17 protein-coding genes and 2 riboswitches are annotated in these 18,396 nt (G+C 62.7%); of the genes, 11 read left to right on the top strand and 6 right to left on the bottom strand.

Going from position 1 to position 18,396, the window contains the following annotated elements:
- Position 1 precedes the first annotated feature (1 nt).
- Positions 2-1,615, top strand: coding sequence for an Asp-tRNA(Asn)/Glu-tRNA(Gln) amidotransferase subunit GatA (gene gatA, locus QMG79_RS04090; protein WP_283537270.1), 1,614 nt, complete (start codon positions 2-4; stop codon positions 1,613-1,615).
- Positions 1,615-3,120, top strand: a complete 1,506-nt coding sequence (gene gatB, locus QMG79_RS04095; RefSeq protein WP_502934689.1) for an Asp-tRNA(Asn)/Glu-tRNA(Gln) amidotransferase subunit GatB — start codon at positions 1,615-1,617, stop codon at positions 3,118-3,120. Before gatA ends, gatB begins: the two co-directional genes overlap by 1 nt.
- 78 nt (positions 3,121-3,198) lie before the next feature.
- Here the strand turns inward: gatB and QMG79_RS04100 are convergent, their stop codons facing one another.
- Complete coding sequence (locus QMG79_RS04100; RefSeq protein WP_283537271.1) at positions 3,199-4,140, bottom strand: LysR family transcriptional regulator; 942 nt, start codon at positions 4,138-4,140, stop codon at positions 3,199-3,201.
- Between the two features lie 115 nt (positions 4,141-4,255).
- Here QMG79_RS04100 and tdh point away from each other — a divergent pair, with 115 nt between their 5' ends.
- The 4 genes from tdh (at position 4,256) to QMG79_RS04120 (ending at position 9,012) form a co-directional block, all read left to right on the top strand.
- Positions 4,256-5,302, top strand: a complete 1,047-nt coding sequence (gene tdh, locus QMG79_RS04105) for an L-threonine 3-dehydrogenase (RefSeq protein WP_283537272.1) — start codon at positions 4,256-4,258, stop codon at positions 5,300-5,302.
- Positions 5,303-5,353: 51 nt separating this feature from the next.
- On the top strand, positions 5,354-6,562 hold the full coding sequence (locus tag QMG79_RS04110) for a glycine C-acetyltransferase (protein ID WP_283537273.1): 1,209 nt from the start codon (positions 5,354-5,356) through the stop codon (positions 6,560-6,562).
- 96 nt (positions 6,563-6,658) lie between these two features.
- Entirely contained in the window at positions 6,659-7,789 is a 1,131-nt protein-coding gene (locus QMG79_RS04115) for an NAD(P)/FAD-dependent oxidoreductase (RefSeq protein WP_283537274.1), read from the top strand.
- Between the two features lie 11 nt (positions 7,790-7,800).
- The gene (locus tag QMG79_RS04120; protein WP_283537275.1) at positions 7,801-9,012 is read left to right on the top strand and encodes an amidohydrolase family protein; all 1,212 of its coding nucleotides are present in this window, start codon (positions 7,801-7,803) and stop codon (positions 9,010-9,012) included.
- A 102-nt stretch (positions 9,013-9,114) separates the two neighbouring features.
- Here QMG79_RS04120 and QMG79_RS04125 read toward each other — a convergent pair whose 3' ends face one another.
- The gene (locus tag QMG79_RS04125; RefSeq protein WP_283537368.1) at positions 9,115-9,771 is read right to left on the bottom strand and encodes a histidine phosphatase family protein; all 657 of its coding nucleotides are present in this window, start codon (positions 9,769-9,771) and stop codon (positions 9,115-9,117) included.
- A gap of 91 nt (positions 9,772-9,862) precedes the next feature.
- On the opposite strand from QMG79_RS04125, the gene QMG79_RS04130 reads away from it, so the two are divergent.
- The gene (locus QMG79_RS04130; protein WP_283537276.1) at positions 9,863-10,612 is read left to right on the top strand and encodes a CPBP family intramembrane glutamic endopeptidase; all 750 of its coding nucleotides are present in this window, start codon (positions 9,863-9,865) and stop codon (positions 10,610-10,612) included.
- A gap of 132 nt (positions 10,613-10,744) precedes the next feature.
- Here QMG79_RS04130 and QMG79_RS04135 read toward each other — a convergent pair whose 3' ends face one another.
- On the bottom strand, positions 10,745-11,383 hold the full coding sequence (locus QMG79_RS04135; protein ID WP_283537277.1) for a VOC family protein: 639 nt from the start codon (positions 11,381-11,383) through the stop codon (positions 10,745-10,747).
- Between the two features lie 139 nt (positions 11,384-11,522).
- Positions 11,523-11,637, top strand: a riboswitch (SAM riboswitch).
- Between the two features lie 43 nt (positions 11,638-11,680).
- Between QMG79_RS04135 and QMG79_RS04140 the strand changes: the two genes are divergently transcribed.
- Complete coding sequence (locus QMG79_RS04140) at positions 11,681-13,003, top strand: bifunctional o-acetylhomoserine/o-acetylserine sulfhydrylase (protein ID WP_283537278.1); 1,323 nt, start codon at positions 11,681-11,683, stop codon at positions 13,001-13,003.
- 162 nt (positions 13,004-13,165) lie between these two features.
- A riboswitch (SAM riboswitch) is annotated at positions 13,166-13,281 on the top strand.
- A 159-nt stretch (positions 13,282-13,440) separates the two neighbouring features.
- The gene (metX, locus tag QMG79_RS04145; RefSeq protein WP_283537369.1) at positions 13,441-14,550 is read left to right on the top strand and encodes a homoserine O-acetyltransferase MetX; all 1,110 of its coding nucleotides are present in this window, start codon (positions 13,441-13,443) and stop codon (positions 14,548-14,550) included.
- 60 nt (positions 14,551-14,610) lie between these two features.
- Here the strand turns inward: metX and QMG79_RS04150 are convergent, their stop codons facing one another.
- Together QMG79_RS04150 and QMG79_RS04155 are read right to left on the bottom strand one after the other, a co-directional pair.
- Positions 14,611-15,192: a hypothetical protein gene (locus QMG79_RS04150; RefSeq protein WP_283537279.1), complete on the bottom strand. Its 582-nt coding sequence runs from the start codon at positions 15,190-15,192 to the stop codon at positions 14,611-14,613.
- Between the two features lie 134 nt (positions 15,193-15,326).
- Positions 15,327-16,106, bottom strand: coding sequence for an SGNH/GDSL hydrolase family protein (locus QMG79_RS04155; RefSeq protein ID WP_283537370.1), 780 nt, complete (start codon positions 16,104-16,106; stop codon positions 15,327-15,329).
- Between the two features lie 220 nt (positions 16,107-16,326).
- On the opposite strand from QMG79_RS04155, the gene QMG79_RS04160 reads away from it, so the two are divergent.
- Entirely contained in the window at positions 16,327-16,983 is a 657-nt protein-coding gene (locus QMG79_RS04160; RefSeq protein WP_283537280.1) for an alpha/beta hydrolase, read from the top strand.
- 82 nt (positions 16,984-17,065) lie between these two features.
- Here QMG79_RS04160 and QMG79_RS04165 read toward each other — a convergent pair whose 3' ends face one another.
- Positions 17,066-17,302, bottom strand: a complete 237-nt coding sequence (locus tag QMG79_RS04165; RefSeq protein WP_283537281.1) for an RNA-binding S4 domain-containing protein — start codon at positions 17,300-17,302, stop codon at positions 17,066-17,068.
- 33 nt (positions 17,303-17,335) lie between these two features.
- Between QMG79_RS04165 and QMG79_RS04170 the strand changes: the two genes are divergently transcribed.
- On the top strand, positions 17,336-18,322 hold the full coding sequence (locus QMG79_RS04170; RefSeq protein WP_283537282.1) for a DMT family transporter: 987 nt from the start codon (positions 17,336-17,338) through the stop codon (positions 18,320-18,322).
- Positions 18,323-18,396: the final 74 nt, after the last annotated feature.

Here is an 18,396-nt window from a genome sequence, read left to right on the forward strand (position 1 = left end):
CATGACTGAAACTCCTACCGGGGCCATCCCGGCGCGTGAACTGATCCGCCTCTCTGCTGCAGACCTTGCGAACAGACTTGCTGCAGGGGAGGTAACCTCCGTGGAGGCCACGCAGGCCTACCTGGACCGGATTGCCGACGTCGACGGCGGCGAGCGGGGCGTCAACGCGTTCCTGCACGTTAACGCCGAAGAAGCTCTTGCTGTGGCGGCAGAGGTGGACGCCATCCGTGCAACTGGCGGCGAGGCGGCCGGGGCCCTGCATGAACTGGCCGGCGTACCGATCGCCATCAAGGACCTGATTGTCACTGTAGGCCAGCCCACCACGGCAGGCTCCAAGATTCTTGAGGGCTGGCACAGCCCCTACGATGCCACTGTCATCAAGCGGATCAGGGCCGCGAAAATGCCGATCCTCGGCAAGACCAACCTTGACGAATTCGCCATGGGATCGTCGACCGAGCACTCGGCGTACGGCCCCACCCGCAACCCATGGGACCTCGACCGCATACCGGGAGGATCCGGTGGTGGCTCCGCTGCAGCCGTCGCGGCGTTCGAAGCGCCCCTTGCGCTGGGTACCGACACTGGTGGTTCAATTCGGCAGCCAGGTGCTGTGACCGGCACTGTGGGAGTGAAGCCCACGTACGGCAGCGTGTCCCGGTACGGCGCGATTGCCATGGCCTCCTCCCTGGACCAGATTGGCCCCGTCTCCCGGACGGTCCTTGACTCCGCACTGCTGCACCAGGTCATTGGCGGGCACGATCCCTTCGATTCAACGTCCCTCCCCGAACCGTTGGCGGATCTTGTAGCTGCAGCGCGGATGGGCAATGTCGAGGGCATGCGCATCGGCATCATCAAAGAGCTGCATGGCGAGGGTTATCAGCCGGGGGTGGAGAACCGCTTCAACGAGTCCCTTGATTTGTTGCGGAATGCCGGAGCTACGATCGTTGAGGTCTCTTGCCCCAACTTCCAATACGCGCTGGGTGCCTACTACCTGATTATGCCGTCGGAAGCGTCGTCCAACCTTGCCAAGTTCGACGGCGTCCGGTTCGGTCTGCGGGTCCTGCCAGAAGATCCGCCGCTGACCATCGAACGCGTGATGGCAGCCACCCGCGCTTCCGGATTTGGTGATGAGGTCAAACGCCGCATCATCCTGGGAACCTACGCCCTGAGCGCCGGCTACTACGATGCATACTACGGTTCGGCCCAGAAGGTCCGCACCCTTGTGCAGCGGGACTTCGATGCTGCGTTCGAGCAGGCTGATGTCCTGATTTCGCCCACAGCTCCCACCACGGCGTTCCGCCTTGGGGAGAAACTTGACGATCCGCTAGCCATGTACCTCAACGACGTCGCCACCATCCCGGCCAACCTGGCAGGTGTACCTGGGCTGTCCCTGCCAGGCGGCCTGGCAGATGAGGACGGGTTGCCCGTGGGGATCCAGTTGCTCGCGCCGGCTCGGGAAGATGCCCGCCTGTACCGCGTGGGTGCCGTCCTGGAATCGTTGCTGGAGCAGAGCTGGGGCGGACCAATGCTGGACCGCGCACCTGCGCTGGCGTCCACGGCAGATTCTGTAGATTCGTCAGCGGTCACAGCCGCTCCTAACCACGGAGGCTCCCTCTGATGTCTGATGCAACACTGAGCTTCGAAGAAGCCATGGAGAAGTATGACCCCGTCCTGGGGTTTGAGGTCCACGTTGAGCTCAACACCAAGACCAAAATGTTCTCCTCCGCGCCGAACGTTTTCGGTGATGAGCCGAACACCAACGTCAACGAGGTGGACCTGGGACTGCCCGGCGTCTTGCCCGTGGTCAACCGGGCCGCCATTGAGTCTTCGATCAAGATTGGGCTGGCACTGAACTGCTCCATTGCCGAGTCGTGCACGTTTGCGCGGAAGCAGTACTTCTACCCGGATACTCCCAAGAACTTCCAGACCTCACAGTATGAGGATCCCATCGCTTTTGATGGTTACCTGGACATCGAGCTCTCTGACGGTACTGTCTTCCGCGTGGAGATCGAGCGTGCGCACATGGAAGAAGATGCTGGAAAGTTGACGCACATGGGTGGTGCGGCAGGTCGGATCCAGGGCGCCGACTACTCATTGGTGGACTACAACCGGTCCGGTGTTCCCCTGGTGGAGATCGTCACCAAACCCATCGAGGGCGCCGGCTCACGTGCACCGGAACTGGCGAAGGCCTATGTGGCAGCTGTTCGCGAAATCGTGAAGAACCTGGGTGTTTCCGATGCCAAGATGGAGCGTGGCAACGTGCGCTGTGACGCCAATGTCTCGCTGCGTCCCTACGGCCGGGAACGCTTTGGTACTCGTTCGGAAACCAAAAACGTCAACTCCCTGCGCGCCGTCGAACACGCCGTCAGGTACGAGATCCAGCGGCACGCCGCTGTGCTGGAATCCGGCGAGCTGATAGTTCAGGAGACGCGGCACTGGCACCAGGACACGCGCACCACCACCTCGGGCCGGCCCAAGTCTGATGCCGATGATTACCGGTACTTCCCAGAACCCGACCTGGTACCCGTTGTCGCGTCGCGCGAATGGGTCGAGGAACTCCGCGCCACCCTTCCCGAGCCACCGGCAGAGCGCCGCAAGCGACTGCAAGCCGACTGGGGCTACTCGGACCTCGAATTCCGCGACGTGGTCAACGCCGGCGTCATGGACGAGATCGAGGAGACCATCACAGCTGGTGCCACAGCAAGCGTGGCCCGTAAATGGTGGATGGGTGAGATTGTGGGCCGCGCCAAGAATGCCGACGTCGATCCCGGCCAGTTGGGTGTCCAGCCTGCCACGATCGTGGAACTGAGCCGCATGGTTGATGGTGGGAAAATCAACAACAAGATGGCGGCTGCCGTCCTCGACGGCGTGCTCGCCGGTGAGGGAACGCCGGAGGAGATTGTCGCGGCCCGCGGCTTGGCCGTAGTGTCGGACGATGGACCCCTGCTTGAAGCTATTGATGCTGCGCTTGCAGCCCAGCCAGATGTCGCTGACAAGATCCGTGGCGGCAAAATTCAGGCCATCGGCGCAATTGTTGGCGGGGTCATGAAGGCCACGCGCGGCCAGGCAGACGCTGGCCGTGTGCGTGAGCTGATCCTGGCGAAGCTCGGCGTCGAGGGCTGACTCTGCCACCTTCCCATCGAGGTAGCGCTACCTGTCGTTCCGTGAGTCCATGACGACAGAGAGCGCTACCTCGCGGGGTTAAGGGGCAATCACCAGCTCAGCAACGACCTGTTCGAGAGCCGCGCAGACGTTGCGCACGGATTTTCGTTTGAGGGTCTCCGGACGGGCCAGGATATCGATCCGGCGGACCGAGTTGACTCCAACGAGGGGGCGGAGAACCACTGCCCCACCCAGCGACCCCTGCCCCGTAAAGCGGGGCACCAGGCCAATAGCTCCGCCAGCGGCCACCAGGGCGGATACCGTTGAGTAGTCGTTGATGCGGTGCAGAACCGTCGCGGGCTGTCCGCTGACAGCCACTATCGCAGCCAGGACGTCTGCGGGGGAGTAGCCGTCGCGACTCGTTACCCACGGCTGGCCGACGACGTCGGCCGGCGTCAGTTCCAGCCGGGCGGTCAACGGATGGTTGGCAGGCAGGGCGACGTCCAGGGGTTCGGCCACCAGGGGCAGCACCGAGATCCGCTCTCGCGGCCAGTCGGGGCTGTTGTCCATGCGATGCGCTAGGACAAGATCGTAGCGGGCGGTCAGGTGCGGGAAATCCTCTTGGGCTACGTCCTCGTCGGACAACCGGAGCTGTCCTTTTGTCCCGCTGCCCGGCGGGATGGTGCCAGGGAAATGGCTGGTGAAGCGTGCCAGTAGTGGTGCAAAAAACGCCTGACCTGCGCTGTGGAATGCGCTGACGCTCACGGATGCGTCGGGGGCGTCATGGAATGCACCAATGGCAGCACGGGCATCGGCCATGGCGCTGACCACTGCTCCGCCAGCTGCGGCCAGGACCTGACCGGCATCTGTCAGGACGAGGGAGCGTCCCTCTTTCCGCGTCAACGGAACCTCTACGGAACGCTGGAGCTGGGCAAGTTGCTGGGAGACGGCAGAGGGGGTCACCATGAGGGTCTCCGCGACAGCCTTGACGCTGCCCAGTTCACCAAGCTCACGGAGAATCTGCAACTGGGAGATTTCCATTAGCAAATGCTAAATCGTGGATTGAGTAAAATCCAGTTGTACTTCATTGTTCTGCGGGCTTCAATTGTTTCAAGAACAGCAGCGCTGCTGCGCCAGCACCACGTGAGGACAGTCCATGAAGGCCCTGTACAAATCAGGCGCACACGCCGGGTTCGAGTTCACCGACAGGCCCGAGCCGGTGGCTGGTGCGGGCGACGTCAAGATCCGGGTCATGACCACCGGAATCTGTGGGACCGACCTCCACATACTTGGATGGGACACCTGGGCGCAGGGCATGATCGAGGCTCCGCTGATAGCCGGCCACGAATTTTACGGCGAAGTGGTTGAGATTGGCGAAGACGTGCGTGACGTCAAGCTGGGCGACAGGGTCTCCGGCGAGGGACATGTTGTCTGCGGCATCTGCCGCAACTGCCGGGCAGGGCGGCGGCAGATGTGCATCCATACTGTTTCCGTTGGTGTGCAGCGGGACGGTGCTTTTGCGGAATACGTCGTCATCCCGGAGACCAACGTCTGGGTACACCACGATGATTCGGTGACACCGGAGCTTGGCGCCATCTTCGATCCCTTCGGAAACGCTGTCCATACCGCGCTGAGTTTCCCCCTGGTGGGAGAAGATGTGCTGATTACCGGTGCCGGGCCCATCGGCCTGATGGCAATCGCCGTCGCCCGGCACGCCGGCGCTCGTAAGATTGCCATCACCGACGTCTCCGCTTCCCGCCTGAAAATCGCCAGGGACCTGGGCGTTGACGTGGCCATCGACGTCTCGACCACCCGTGTCAAGGACGCACAGCGAGAACTGGGCATGCGCGAGGGTTTTGATATTGGGCTGGAAATGTCAGGACATCCAACGGCCCTGCCTGAGATGATCGAGAACATGAACCACGGTGGACGTATTGCCATGCTGGGGCTGCCCACCAGCTCGATCGATATTGACTGGGCCAGAGTGGTGACCCACATGCTCACGCTCAAAGGTATCTACGGCCGTGAAATGTACGAAACCTGGTACGCCATGAGCGCCATGCTGTCCTCCAACCCCACACTCCATGCCGGGATTTCCGCAGTGGTGACGGATGTCCTGCCAGCTGCAGACTGGGAGAAGGGCTTTGCGGCGGCACGGTCCGGCAGCGGCGGCAAAGTGGTCCTCGACTGGACAGCACTCTGATCCTCTCCCTAGCCCAGAATCCCGAACGGCACGAAAACCAAGGCGGCCCCCATGTACTCAGCCATTAAAGACCAGCTCCAGAGCGAACTCGACGGGATCCGCACTGCGGGCCTGTTCAAAACGGAACGGCGTATCGATTCGCCCCAGGCCAGCCATATTGAAGCGGGCCAGTTGGGCAAGGACGCTGCCACGGTGCTGAACTTCTGCGCCAACAACTACCTGGGCCTGGCAGATCACCCGGACATTATCCAGGCGGCAAAGCAGGCCATGGATGACCGCGGGTTCGGTATGGCGTCGGTGCGATTCATCTGCGGCACCCAGGATTTGCACCTGACGCTGGAAAAGACAGTGTCCGATTTCCTGGGCACGGAGGACACGATCCTGTTCTCCAGCTGTTTTGACGCCAACGGCGGCGTGTTCGAGTCCCTGTTTGGACCCGAAGACGCCATCATCTCGGACTCCCTGAACCATGCTTCCATCATTGACGGGATCCGCCTCAGCAAGGCACGGCGTTTCCGGTACGCCAACCGGGACATGGTGGATCTGGAAGCCAAACTCCAGGAAGCCACGGGTGGACAGGCACCCTCGCGCCGGACCATCATCGTCACCGACGGCGTCTTTTCCATGGATGGCTACCTCGCCCCGCTGCAGGACATCTGCGATCTCGCCGACCGCTACGATGCGCTGGTGATGGTTGATGATTCCCATGCGGTGGGGTTCATGGGAGCTACCGGTGCCGGTACACCTGAGCACGCCGGAGTCTCGGACCGCGTGGACATCTACACAGGAACGTTTGGCAAGGCTTTGGGCGGTGCATCCGGCGGCTACGTCTCTGGCCGCAGCGAAGTTGTTGCCATGCTCCGGCAGAAGGCACGCCCGTATCTCTTCTCTAATTCGCTGGCCCCTGCCATCGTTGCTGCTACACAGACCGCCATCGGTTTGGTCCGCGATTCCGCTGCACTGCGGGAAAAGCTCTTCGAGAATGCGGGTCTTTTCCGCCGCCGCATGAGCGAGGAGGGCTTTGACCTCCTGGACGGTGAACATGCCATTGTCCCCGTCATGTTCGGCGATGCAGTGATGGCAGCCCGGGTTGCCGACTCCATGCTGGACCAGGGAGTGTTTGTCACGGCGTTCAGCTATCCCGTGGTTCCGAAGGGTGCTGCCCGGATCCGGGTGCAGCTTTCGGCAGCGCACAGCAGTGAGGATGTCGAAGCCTGCGTCAGTGCCTTTGTCGCCAGCCGCGCTGCGGTAGCGGCCTGAGGCAGGAACGTCCGCAGCCCACCCAGGGTTCAAGGTACGGCGTGTGGCCTGCAGGGTTGGCAATGATTTGGCGGGGCAGTCTGCGAGGATGAGGCTATGAGCGTTCATTACGATGTTGTGATTGTTGGCGGCGGCATAGCTGGCCTGTCCCTTGCATCTGCACTGGCTGGTACCTGTGCCGTGGCCCTGGTCGAGGCCGAGAATTCCTTGGCCTACCACACGTCTGCCCGCTCCGCCCAGCAGTTGATTCCCAGTTATGGCCCGCCGGCTGTCCAGGAACTCACCGTACGGACCCTAGAGCTCATTGCCCGCAGGGATACCGAGCTGACAGTGCCGGTGCTCACGCCCCGGAGCTTCATGCTGGTGGGGAACGCGGACCATGTCAGGGCGGAAGCAAGTGGGGCAATGCGTCCCATCAGCCACGCAGAGGCCTTGCTGTTATGCCCGGCACTGGTGCCGGAATCGTTCACTGCCGCCGGACTGGATACGGGCTCGTTTGGCTGCAAAGCCGACCTGCTGCTGGCAGATTACCGGCAGCGGGCAGAGGCTGGCGGTGTTCACATCATGACAGGTTCCGCTGTGCACTCCGCTCAACGGATGGGACAGGGCTGGGAGATCGGCGCCGGCCAGCACGGGCTGCACGCAGATGTGGTGGTGAACGCGGCGGGAGCGTGGGCCGATGAACTCGCAGTTCTTTCGGGAGTGGAAAAGGTCCAACTACAGCCCTATCGGCGCACGGCGGCAATCGTCGACGTCGAATCACCCCTTCCGGAGGGCAGCCCCATGGTGGCTGCAGCTGATGATTCGTTCTACTTCCGCCCGGAAGGCCAGCGTGTCCTGGTTTCCCCTTCGGAGTCCGTTCCGAGTATTCCCGAGGACGCCCGGCCGGTCCCCGGCGATGTTACCGCCGTGGTCGCTCTCATCAACAGCGTCACCAACCTGGGCATTACGGGTGTCCACAGGGCGTGGACCGGGCTGCGAACTGAAGCCCCGGACGGTGTGCCGGTGGTGGGGTTTGATGCCGAGGCGCCGGGCTTCTTCTGGCTTGCCGGGCAGGGTGGCTACGGGTTCCAGACCTCTGCTGGAATTGCGGAGGTGGCGAGCAGCCTGATCCTGGCATTCCTTGGTGCTTTCGGCCGCGGAGACCTCGGCGCGGCCGAGCCAGCGCGTCCGGCATCCCAGACTGTCGCAGCGCTGGCTGCTACCCGCTGGTCCACGCGGCGCTGAAGAATGGTTTCATGAGCACTCTGATTACCAATATTGGCGAACTGATGACCCAGGACCTCGAACGGCGGGTACTCCGGGACGCCGCCATGGTCCTTGACGGTGAACGGATTGCGTGGATCGGGCAGGCACCACAGGCCCCCGCCGCCGATCAGGCAGTCGATGCCGGCGGCCGGACAGCCCTGCCAGGATGGGTGGATTCACACACCCACCTCATCTTTGCCGGTGACAGGACCGCCGAATTCACCGCACGCATGGCGGGGGAGCACTACAGCGCCGGTGGGATCGGAACGAGTACCGAGGCCACGCGCGCCACAGCAGATTTTGACCTCACCAGGCTTGCCTTGGGCAGGGTCAATGAGGCCGTGTCACAGGGGACTACCTTCCTGGAAACCAAAACCGGGTACGGCCTCACAATTGACGATGAGGCCCGCAGCGCACGGATAGCCTCCACTGTCGCTGACGCCGTGACGTTTCTGGGTGCGCATCTGGTCCCGGCAGGCAGCGATGCAGATGACTACGTCGACCTGGTCTGTGGTCCCATGCTCACTGCTGTGCGGCCCTACGTGCAGTGGGCTGATGTGTTCTGCGAGCAGGGGGCCTTCTCTCCGGAGCAGTCACGGGCAGTTCTTCTGGCCTGCCGTGATGCGGGCCTCGGGCTCCGCGTGCACGGCAACCAGCTTGGTCACGGACAGGGAATTGCCCTGGCTGCAGAGCTCGGGGCCGCCAGCGTGGACCACGTCAATTTCACCTCCACTTCCGATCTCACAACCCTCGCGCAGACCTGGTCCGGGTGGGATTCCGCCACCGGAACAGGTACCAGGGGAACAGTGGCAACGTGCCTGCCAGCCTGCGACCTCTCCACCAGGGCACCGCTGGCACCCGCCCGTGAGCTGGTGGACGCGGGCGTCCAGATTGCACTGGCGTCGAACTGCAACCCGGGTACCTCATACACCACCTCCATGGCGTTCTGCGTGGCCACAGCCGTCCTTCAGATGGGCCTTTCCGTTCACGAAGCAGTCAGGGCCGCCACCTATGGCGGTGCCCTCGCACTGCACCGGGAGACGGGGAGCGATTCCGACGGTGACCGGGCCGTGGGTTCACTGGCGGTTGGCCACCGGGCAGACGTGCACCTCCTGAACGCGCCCTCTGCCACGCACCTGGCCTACCGCCCCGGCATGCCGCTGACATTCGCAGTATGGCGGGCCGGGGTGCGGAAGCGCTGACAGAGGCGCCGTTGTGCGCCAGGTGAAAGTCCGACGTCGGGCGCTCCAGTAAGCGCTGATTCCGCCAGCTGCGTGCCGCGGCGATCCATCACCCCGACGAGATCAGAAGTCCATGCGTGGCGCATCAAGCACCGAGTCCGCTACCCCTCGCGCTTCCCACTGGGTGAAGGGCTCATCAAGGGAATACTTCCCATCGCGGCCGCGCACAAGTGTGCGCAGGGCCGCGTTGTCCGGGTTGTTCAGTGATTCAAAATACTCCACAGACCAGTGGAACCATCGCATGCAAAACAGGCGCATTGTCAATCCGTGGGTCACCAGAAGGGTATTGGATGCATAGCTGGGCCGGTCCCAATGCCTGTGCAGGGTCTCCAGGAACGACGAGGTCCTGTCGTAGACATCGGAGCCTGATTCTCCCTCACGGAACCGGTAGAAAAAATGTCCGTACGCGTTGCGAAGTTTCCGCTGTTCCTCGATATCGGCAGCGCTCTGGAAATTAGCCCAGTCCTGTTCGCGGAGCCGCGGCTCTTCAACAACCCGGTCCACCAGCGCGCCAAGGTTGAGGGCTTCAAGGGTCTGGTAAGTGCGCAGATAGGGAGAGACATAGACGCTGATTGGCTGGCCGTCCAGGTCACGGCGAAGCTGCTCGCCAGCCGCCACTGCCTGAGAAATTCCCAGATCCGTCAGCGGAATCCGGTAGTCAGGAACCCTGTCATAAATCGAGGGGTCAACGTTGGCAGCCGATTGGCCGTGTCGGATCATGAATATTCTGCCGGGTGCACTCACGTTCCCAGCTTAGGCTCCACCGGTTCACATCCAGCGCTTTATCGGTTTCAACAGGCAAGATAGAACCATGCTGCCAGCCTCCCGTCGCCGCCTGCGGATTGAAGTACTTATTGTTTCTGGATTGTCCCTGGGCCAGTCCGCCGTCTATTCGGTAGTGCAGCTCCTGGACAAGCTCAGCCGTGCTCCGCTGGCAGAAGGAACATCAACGCTTAATGCCTCACGGAACAGCCGCGAGTACTTCGACCTTACCTACCAGATGCTGGACATCGTCTTTGCCCTGGTTCCCGTGGCACTGGTGCTGTATCTACTTGGCAGCTCGGGAAAGTCTCCGTTCCGCACCGTGGGATTCGACCTTCGCCGCCCCGGCAAGGATGCACTCCATGGCGCAGGCCTCGCCGTGCTCATCGGCATTCCCTCCCTGGGCCTCTATGCTGCAGGCCGGGCGCTGGGCATCACAACGGCCATCATTCCAAGTGCACTGGATGCCTATTGGTGGACCATCCCGGTGCTGATCCTCTCAGCGATTCGGCACGGAATCGTGGAGGAAGTGATTGTGGTGGGATACCTGATGGACCGGTTCGGAAAATTTGGCTGGCGCACGCCTGTAGCGATCGTGGTGAGCGCAGCCCTTCGCGGCAGCTACCACCTCTACCAGGGTTTCGGCCCCTTCGTGGGCAACTTCGTGATGGGCCTGGTTTTCGCCTGGCTGTACACACGGACGCGGCGCGTGATGCCCCTGGTCATAGCCCACGCAATCCTAGATACTTTCGCATTTGTGGGATTCAGCCTCTTTGGCCGCCTTGTTGGGCTGGGCTAGGGAATCGGCGCCAAGAAAAGCGACCGCCCGTGCGTGACTCCCCTGGGGGAGTCACGCACGGGCGGTCGAATGACCTAGCGGTGTCTGAGCCGGGTCCATCTTGCCCTGGGCCGCGAACGAACCCATGAAGCCTTAGATGGTCACGGCCCCGGACGAGGTCTCGAATGTCACAGACATGATTCCTGGTGTGCCCTTGGGTGCCATCCAGTTCACTGCGACGTCCTCGAGCGGCTTCTCCACGGGTTCCCCCAGCCACTCGGTCACGCGTTCTGCAGAACCTGCAATGGTCAGGCTGGACATCTTGACGTGGCTCTCGTAGGCGTTGGACGGATGCAGTGCATCGTCGCCGTCCCATTTGAGCATGTAGGGCACCTGGGGATCGGCAATCAGGCCCAAGATCCCGATCTGCTTCCAGACCAGCTCGCGCCCATCCGGAAACTTGCGGTTGCCATTGACGGCAGAGCGGCCCAGGCGTGACTCGAACGGTGCAAGGTCGTCCACCTCGACGCACCAGCCCATCCAGCCGCCGCCAGCTTCGGAGCGCGCCCGGACTGCCTGGCCGAAGGGCGCCTTGTCCGAGGCGGGGTGCGCCAGGACTTCAACGACCTCAAGGTATTTGTGGCCGGACAGGGGAATGATCATATTGCGGGTACCGAAGCGCGGGTGCACTCCGCCCCTGACTGCCTCGACGCCCAGGGCGCCAGCAATTCTCTCGGTGGTGGCCGCGAGGCCATCCTTTTCACAGGCGTAAGAAACGTGATCCATGCGCATGCCCATCATCTTGGCACTTTGTGACCAGCCTCTCAGCTTAGGTAACCCTAACTTTTTCAGCTGATGGTTCGATCCAGTGTTTTTCTCCCTTCGTCACAATGGCCATGGCAGGCCATCTGGTTCCTACACTGGGGATATAGGTCATGAGTGCCAGCGCATTGCCCCGGCTTGCTGGCCGGCAACCCTCCACCCGCGGTGGGGTGCCCCGGGTGAGGACCTGGCCGTCCGGTGATTGCCGGCGGCAAGCGCGCCCGGTGTCACGGAAGCGACACCAGGGCCCTGTAAGGAGGATGCAACATGTCCGCTTCATGGTCATTTGAGACCCGTCAGATACATGCCGGGCAGAGCCCCGACACCGCAACCGGTGCCAGGGCGCTACCGATCTACCAGACGACGTCGTTCGTCTTTCCCAGTGCCGAAAGTGCAGCGAACCGTTTTGCGCTCAAGGACCTGGACCCCATCTATACCCGGATCGGAAATCCTACTCAGGATGCCGTGGAACAGCGGATCGCCAGCCTGGAGGGGGGCCTGGCCGCCCTGCTGCTGAGCTCCGGGCAGGCCGCCTCGACGCTGGCCATCCTCAACGTGGCGGAGTCGGGGGACCATGTTGTAGCAAGTCCCAGCCTCTACGGCGGCACCTACAACCTTCTGGCCCACACCCTGAAAAAGTTCGGTATCAGCGTCACGTTCGTGGCGGACCTGGACAACCTGGACCAGTGGCGCGATGCTGCCCTGCCCAATACCAAACTCTTTTTCGGCGAAGTAGTCTCCAATCCCCGCCAGGATGTCCTGGAAATCGAAGGTATTTCCGCCGTGGCGCACGAGGTCGGGGTGCCGTTGATAGTAGACAACACACTTGCCACGCCATACCTGATCCGTCCCTTGGAATGGGGTGCGGACATTGTGGTGCACTCAGCCACCAAATACCTCGGTGGCCACGGAACGGCAATCGGCGGCGTTATCGTCGATTCCGGAAAATTCGACTTCAGCAAGGATCCAGAGCGGTTCCCGAACTTCAATACCCCCGATCCCAGCTACAACGGCCTCGTGTATGCCCGTGATCTGGGCGCTGACGGTGCCCTGGGTGCCAACCTGTCCTACATCCTCAAAGCCAGGGTTCAGTTGCTCCGCGACCTTGGGCCGTCCGTCTCCCCCTTCAATGCGTTCCTCATTGCCCAGGGACTTGAAACACTGAGCCTGCGGGTTGAACGGCACGTGGCCAACGCCACCACCGTGGCGCAGTGGCTCGAAGCCAGGGACGACGTCGAATCCGTCGCCTACGCGGGACTTGCCTCCAGTCCCTGGTACGAGCGGGGCCGCAAATACGGGCCGCGAGGCACCGGCGCAATTGTCTCATTTGTCCTGCCCGGGGGAGCAGATGCCGGACAGGCCTTCGTGGATGCCCTTGAACTGCACTCCAATGTGGCCAATATCGGGGACGTGCGCTCGTTGGTCATCCACCCGGCCTCCACCACGCACAGCCAACTCACGGCGGAGCAGCAGGCGACTGCAGGCGTGCTGCCAGGGATGGTGCGGCTCTCGGTGGGCCTGGAGCACATAGATGACATCCTTGCGGACCTGGATGCCGGATTCCGCGCTGCCAAGACAGCGGCAGGCTAGCGCCCTCCATGGTGCGGGCAGCTGCGGTGCGGACTGCAGCTGCCCAGCTGGCAGTGGCGTGGCCCGCACTCGTCCCCTCATATCGTGCGCCGCGATCTGCTGGAGTCACAAACCGGTCACACGCTTGGCATTCGGAGGCAAGGGTTTCGTAGAATCGGTGCAGGTCATGAGTGCCAGCGACAGCCCCGGCTTGCTGGCCGGCAACCCTCCACTTGCGGCGGGGTGCCCCGGGTGAGGACCTGGTGCGCCGTTCAACCGACGGCGCGCAAGCGCGAGGCTAGGTCACTATCATGAGTATTTTTCTTTCCGGTCAGGCGATGGGCGCGCACGCAGATCCAACAGGCGCAACGAGGGAGCCTCTCCGTCGTGGTCCTGATCCGGTTGTCTCCGGACCTGCTGTTTCCGGACCTGCCGCTTCTGAACCAGCGGCCACCGGGATGCCGCAACGCCACACGGGCAAGGGGAACGACGGACTCCTGAGATTTGCCTCCGTTGGACCAGTGCAGCTTGAGGCGGGCGGATTCCTGCCTGATGTGACACTGGCCTACGAAACGTGGGGAGCGCTCAACGCGGATTCTTCCAATGCGATCCTGATCCACCATGCACTTACTGGCAGTACCCACGTCACACAGGGTGACAGTGATGACGCTGGGTGGTGGGAAGAGCTGGTAGGTCCTGGTGCTCCGGTGAACACTACCAAATTTTTTGTTGTCTCCGTGAACATGCTGGGAGGCTGCTATGGCTCCACCGGGCCAGCATCGACTGCACCGGATGGCCGCCCCTGGGGCTCACGGTTCCCCCTCATTACCCTCCGGGACACGGTGGAAGTCGAAGAGCGGTTGGCTGACCAGTTGGGCATCGCTACCTGGCATGCTGTTGTGGGCGGGTCACTGGGCGGTGCACGTGCTCTTGAGTGGGCCATCAGCCGGCCTGACCGCGTCCAACGATGCGGCGTCATTGCATGTGGTCCAACCAGCACGGCGGAGCAGATCGCTTTTGCCCAGGCGCAGACCCTTGCTATCAGGCAAGACAGGGATTTCAACGACGGCGATTACTATGGGGGTCCGTTGCCCGACGCCGGGTTGGCGTTGGCACGGCGCATCGCCCACATCACCTACCGCTCCGCAGCGGAACTTGATAACCGCTTTGGCCGTCAGCCCCAGCAGCTCGAACAGCCGCTGCAGGCCCAGGCGCTTGCCCAGAGGGGGCGCTATCAAGTGGAAAGCTACCTGGATCACCAGGGCAACAAGTTGGTGGGCCGCTTCGACGCGAACAGCTATGTGGTCATCACTGAGGCCCTCATGAGCCATGACATCACCCGCGGGCGGGGGACCCTTGGCGAGGCACTGGGTAGGACAAGTGCCCAGTTCTTCATTGCTGCCGTCACCTCGGACCGGCTCTACTTTCCTGCTGAGTCAGAGTCGCTTGCGGCGGCTCTCCCCACACCGGTGGACGTCCATATGATCAGCGCAGGAATTGGCCACGACGCCTTCCTGACGGATATTGCGCAGGTGGCTGAACCCTTGCGACTGCACCTTAGCCAGTGATCCCGACGGCATCGTACCGTTGGCGAAGTGCGGGACTTCGGACCCACAGACGCACGTATATTAGCCCTTCATGATCTCCGAGCGTTGGGACATGTAATCCTCCATGGAGAGTTCACCGGCGCTGTATTTCTCATCCAGTTCAGCAAGTTTTCGGGCCCGGAAGCCCTGGGGACCGGCGGGCGACGTCGGCAGGTCAGGGCCTGCCTGTTCCGTCCCGCCGCCTGGCCCTGCCTGCGTGTCCTGCTGTCCCTGGGTGCCCCAGTTGGGCTGCGCTGGTTGTCCCGGATAGCTGGGCAGCTGGTTACCGGAGGGCTGCTCGCCATGGTTCTGCCCGCCATGGTTCTGCCCGCTGGCATAGGGGTCGCCCAAGGAGGGCCCGCCCATAGGTGGGTAGGGCTGGCTCGGGGGAGTCTGCTTGGGCTGGCCCAGTTCCCGGAAACCGCCTGCCATGTAGTCCTGCTGCGTGTACCCGTCGCGAGGCTGGTTACGGGTGGGACCCGTTCCAAATCCGGGGCCGCCGGTTCCGGGGAATCCGCCTACACCATCGTGGTTGCGGCGGTTGAGTTGGGACCGCCGGTACCAGCGCATGGCCATGGGAATCAGGAAGGACAAGATGATAATCCACAGAAACAGACTGCTCACTGGAACGGACCTCTCATTGGCGGTCCCTCCAGTTTAGCGGCGGACTGGCAAGCCAGCTGGTAGCTATGCCCAGAGCGCAGGAGCAGCCGGATCCATGTGTCCTTGACCGCGGCCGGACACTCCTTCGCGGTGGATCACACCGGGCGGGGTCCCTCGCCGGATCCCAGCGGTGCGCCGGTACCGAAAACAGGACCCGGAATGGGGCGCTTCGCTGTGATGCCATCGCCCGAAGACCGATGGGTCAGGCGGCGGACCACCCACGGGACAAAGTATTCCCGGGCCCACACGAGGTCGTTACCGCGGGCCTCACGCCAGGGGACCTGCGGCAGCGGTTTTGGCACCAGCGGATCGAGCGTATGCGCCACGTTCAGTGAATCCAGGACCATGGCAGCGATGGTGTGGTGGCCCATCGGTGAAAAGTGCAGGCGATCCCCATCCCACATCTGTGGATCACTGAGCTGGCGGAGGGACCACATGTCGGCAATCACGGCATCGTGGCGCGCAGCCACCGTCCGGAGATTCTCGTTGTAGATAGCAATTTTTCCGCGAATGCGTCCCAGAACGGAGGACCCGGTATCTGGCCCGTTGAACAACACGACAGTGGCCCCATTCATGCTGAGGATCTGAACCACGGAGTCGAGTTTTTCTGCCAGGGCGTCAGGGTCGCCGCCGGGCCGGATCAGATCGTTGCCGCCCGCGGAGAGCGTTACCAGGTCCGGGCGCAGGGCCAGGCACGCCGCCAGCTGCTGGTCCACGATCTGCTGGAGCAGGCGTCCCCTCACAGCCAGGTTCGCATAGGCGAAGCCGTCGTGACCGCGGCTCAGTTCCTCGGCCACCCTGTCGGCCCAGCCCCTGTACCCACCTGGGCGGGTCGGCGCAGGGTCCCCAATCCCCTCGGTGAACGAGTCTCCCATGGCTACATAACGCCCCCACGGGTGAGGCTGCACGCTGGTGGGACTTGAACCGTCGTCGGCCAGGCCGAAACTCTCGCCGATGCCTGTTGTGGGAAGTTCTGTCCCGCGGTCCGTCATATCCTGGCCAGCCTCGTTCTTAATCACGTTTAAATCCTGCCCTGCCAGCTCACGCTACGCCACCGAAGGTTTGGCTGACAGGGCAGCTGCAAGAATAGGAACCATGACTTCAGCCGATCTATTTCCCGAACCCACAGTCATGTGGGCCACACCCAACGCTGACCAGGCCGGAAAACCGCTGCTCATCCTCCTGCACGGCTATGGCGCCAACGAAAACGATCTCCTAAGCCTGGCGGAAATGCTGCCGGATGCGTTTGCGGTGGCGTCCGTGCGCGCACCCTTGGATCTCGGATCGGGCTTCAGCTGGTTTCCGCTGACCGCTGCCCTTGATTTTTCCATTGATGCAGTAACCCGGGCGGCAGACCACCTGGAAACGTGGCTGGACGGTATCCGTGCCAACCATTCCTCTGTCACGCTGCTGGGCTTTTCCCAGGGAATGGCCATGGCGACCACCCTGCTGCGGCGCCGTCCCTCGGACTATGCCGCCGTCGTCGGGCTGTCTGGTTTTGTGGTGGATGTTGGGAGCAGTACCGAACTGGGTGCCCAGGATGACCTGCTCTCCGGATCCGTCCCCTTTTTCTGGGGCCGCGACCAGCAGGACCCGGTGATTCCGGCAGACAAAATCGACTACACCATGGCCTGGCTCCGGCCACACGTGAAGCTGACCAAAGTGCTCTACACGGGTATGTGGCACGGCATCAACGCGCAGGAGATAGGCCATGTGGGCGAGTTCCTGACCCATGAGGTCCTCAAGGGCTGAAAACCTGTCTCCGTCGGCTGGATACAGCCAACCGGAATCCGCCTGATGGACGCTCAGCTGTGATAACAGTTGGCCGTCAGGATCAGCTCACCAGGGGTGCACTGATCCTGACTGTCCGTCCACCCGCTGTGACAGTGTCACCATTATGCAACTGGCGGCCTCGCCGTTCGTCGATGTCTCCGTTAACCTTGACTAGGCCGTTGCGGATCATGTCCGCAGCCTCAACCCCGTCTTCCACCAGGTTCGCCAGCTTCAGCAGCTGGCCCAACCGAATCATGTCGTCCCGGAGCGTAATTACTTCAATGTCCTGCTTATCCATACTGCCAATGATGCCCGACCGGAGGCTCCCCGCGTGACCGCCAAGACAGGCCTGCCTCTCCCCGTGGGCCTCCTCCTCGCCGTTTCGGCGGGTCTTGCCATTCCCGTCCAGGGACGGATCAACGGTGCATTGGGTGTCAAGCTCGACGACGGCATTGCGGCGGCGTTGGTCAGTTTCAGTACCGGCCTGCTTCTGATGGCCGTCATCTGCCTGGTACTGCCGCGGGGTCGGGCGGGTGCTTCCCGGATCATCCCAGCGCTCCGTGAGCGGGAGTTCCCGCGCATCTACGCTCTTGCCGGTGCCATCGGAGGCCTGTTTGTTTTTGCCCAGTCCTTTACTGTCGGCATTCTTGGCGTCGCACTGTTCACTGTTGCGGCCGTTACCGGCCAGACCGTCAGCGGGTTGCTCGTGGATCGGCTCGGCCTGGGTCCGGCGGGCCGGAAGCGGGTCACCGGGATCCGGGTGGTGGGCTGCATCCTGACAGTCGCCGCCGTCGCCTGGGCAGTCTCACCCAGGCTGGGTGCGGCCACCGGATCTGAAGGCGGTCTCGGCGCCCTGATCCTTCCGTTGCTGCTCCCGATCCTTGCGGGATTCATGATGAGTTTCCAGCAGGCCATGAACGGAACAGCCACTGTGCACTACGGCACGCCCCTGGCCGCCACGCTGATGAACTTCATTGCCGGCGCCACGGTGCTCTGGATTGCCTGGGGGATCAAGGCTGTTGTCGCCGGGGTCGGCAATCCCCTGCCGGGAGAGTGGTGGTACTACCTGGGCGGTCCCATGGGATGTGTTTTTATCGGGTTAGGTGCCCTGTTGGTGCGCAGCCTGGGAGTGCTTGTCACAGGGCTTGGCATGATTGCGGGCCAACTTCTGGGTTCGCTGGCGCTCGACCTGATCGTCCCCTCACCCGGGACTGTCATTGCTCCAGCGACCATCCTGGGAACGCTGCTGACCCTGGTCGCCATTGTCCTGGCCACGCTGCCCTGGCCGCGTGGAGCCATGGGCCGCGCGGGCCGGTAGGCTGGAGCAAGCAGTTTTCCTGCAACCCACAACGCACAGCACCCCGGTCCGGCGCCCTGCCGCATCCGGGGGAC

Source organism: Pseudarthrobacter sp. PS3-L1, from assembly GCF_030063285.1.
Classification (GTDB): Bacteria; Actinomycetota; Actinomycetes; order Actinomycetales; family Micrococcaceae; genus Arthrobacter.

What these genes read in the sequence shown, in the direction of transcription:
- gatA (WP_283537270.1), top strand. Translation starts at nt 2, where the DNA reads ATGACTGAAACTCCTACCGGGGCCATCCCGGCGCGTGAACTGATCCGC.
- gatB (WP_502934689.1), top strand. Translation starts at nt 1,615, where the DNA reads ATGTCTGATGCAACACTGAGCTTCGAAGAAGCCATGGAGAAGTATGAC.
- QMG79_RS04100 (WP_283537271.1), bottom strand. Translation starts at nt 4,140, where the DNA reads ATGGAAATCTCCCAGTTGCAGATTCTCCGTGAGCTTGGTGAACTGGGC.
- tdh (WP_283537272.1), top strand. Translation starts at nt 4,256, where the DNA reads ATGAAGGCCCTGTACAAATCAGGCGCACACGCCGGGTTCGAGTTCACC.
- QMG79_RS04110 (WP_283537273.1), top strand. Translation starts at nt 5,354, where the DNA reads ATGTACTCAGCCATTAAAGACCAGCTCCAGAGCGAACTCGACGGGATC.
- QMG79_RS04115 (WP_283537274.1), top strand. Translation starts at nt 6,659, where the DNA reads ATGAGCGTTCATTACGATGTTGTGATTGTTGGCGGCGGCATAGCTGGC.
- QMG79_RS04120 (WP_283537275.1), top strand. Translation starts at nt 7,801, where the DNA reads ATGAGCACTCTGATTACCAATATTGGCGAACTGATGACCCAGGACCTC.
- QMG79_RS04125 (WP_283537368.1), bottom strand. Translation starts at nt 9,771, where the DNA reads ATGATCCGACACGGCCAATCGGCTGCCAACGTTGACCCCTCGATTTAT.
- QMG79_RS04130 (WP_283537276.1), top strand. Translation starts at nt 9,863, where the DNA reads ATGCTGCCAGCCTCCCGTCGCCGCCTGCGGATTGAAGTACTTATTGTT.
- QMG79_RS04135 (WP_283537277.1), bottom strand. Translation starts at nt 11,383, where the DNA reads ATGCGCATGGATCACGTTTCTTACGCCTGTGAAAAGGATGGCCTCGCG.
- QMG79_RS04140 (WP_283537278.1), top strand. Translation starts at nt 11,681, where the DNA reads ATGTCCGCTTCATGGTCATTTGAGACCCGTCAGATACATGCCGGGCAG.
- metX (WP_283537369.1), top strand. Translation starts at nt 13,441, where the DNA reads ATGCCGCAACGCCACACGGGCAAGGGGAACGACGGACTCCTGAGATTT.
- QMG79_RS04155 (WP_283537370.1), bottom strand. Translation starts at nt 16,106, where the DNA reads ATGGGAGACTCGTTCACCGAGGGGATTGGGGACCCTGCGCCGACCCGC.
- QMG79_RS04160 (WP_283537280.1), top strand. Translation starts at nt 16,327, where the DNA reads ATGACTTCAGCCGATCTATTTCCCGAACCCACAGTCATGTGGGCCACA.
- QMG79_RS04165 (WP_283537281.1), bottom strand. Translation starts at nt 17,302, where the DNA reads ATGGATAAGCAGGACATTGAAGTAATTACGCTCCGGGACGACATGATT.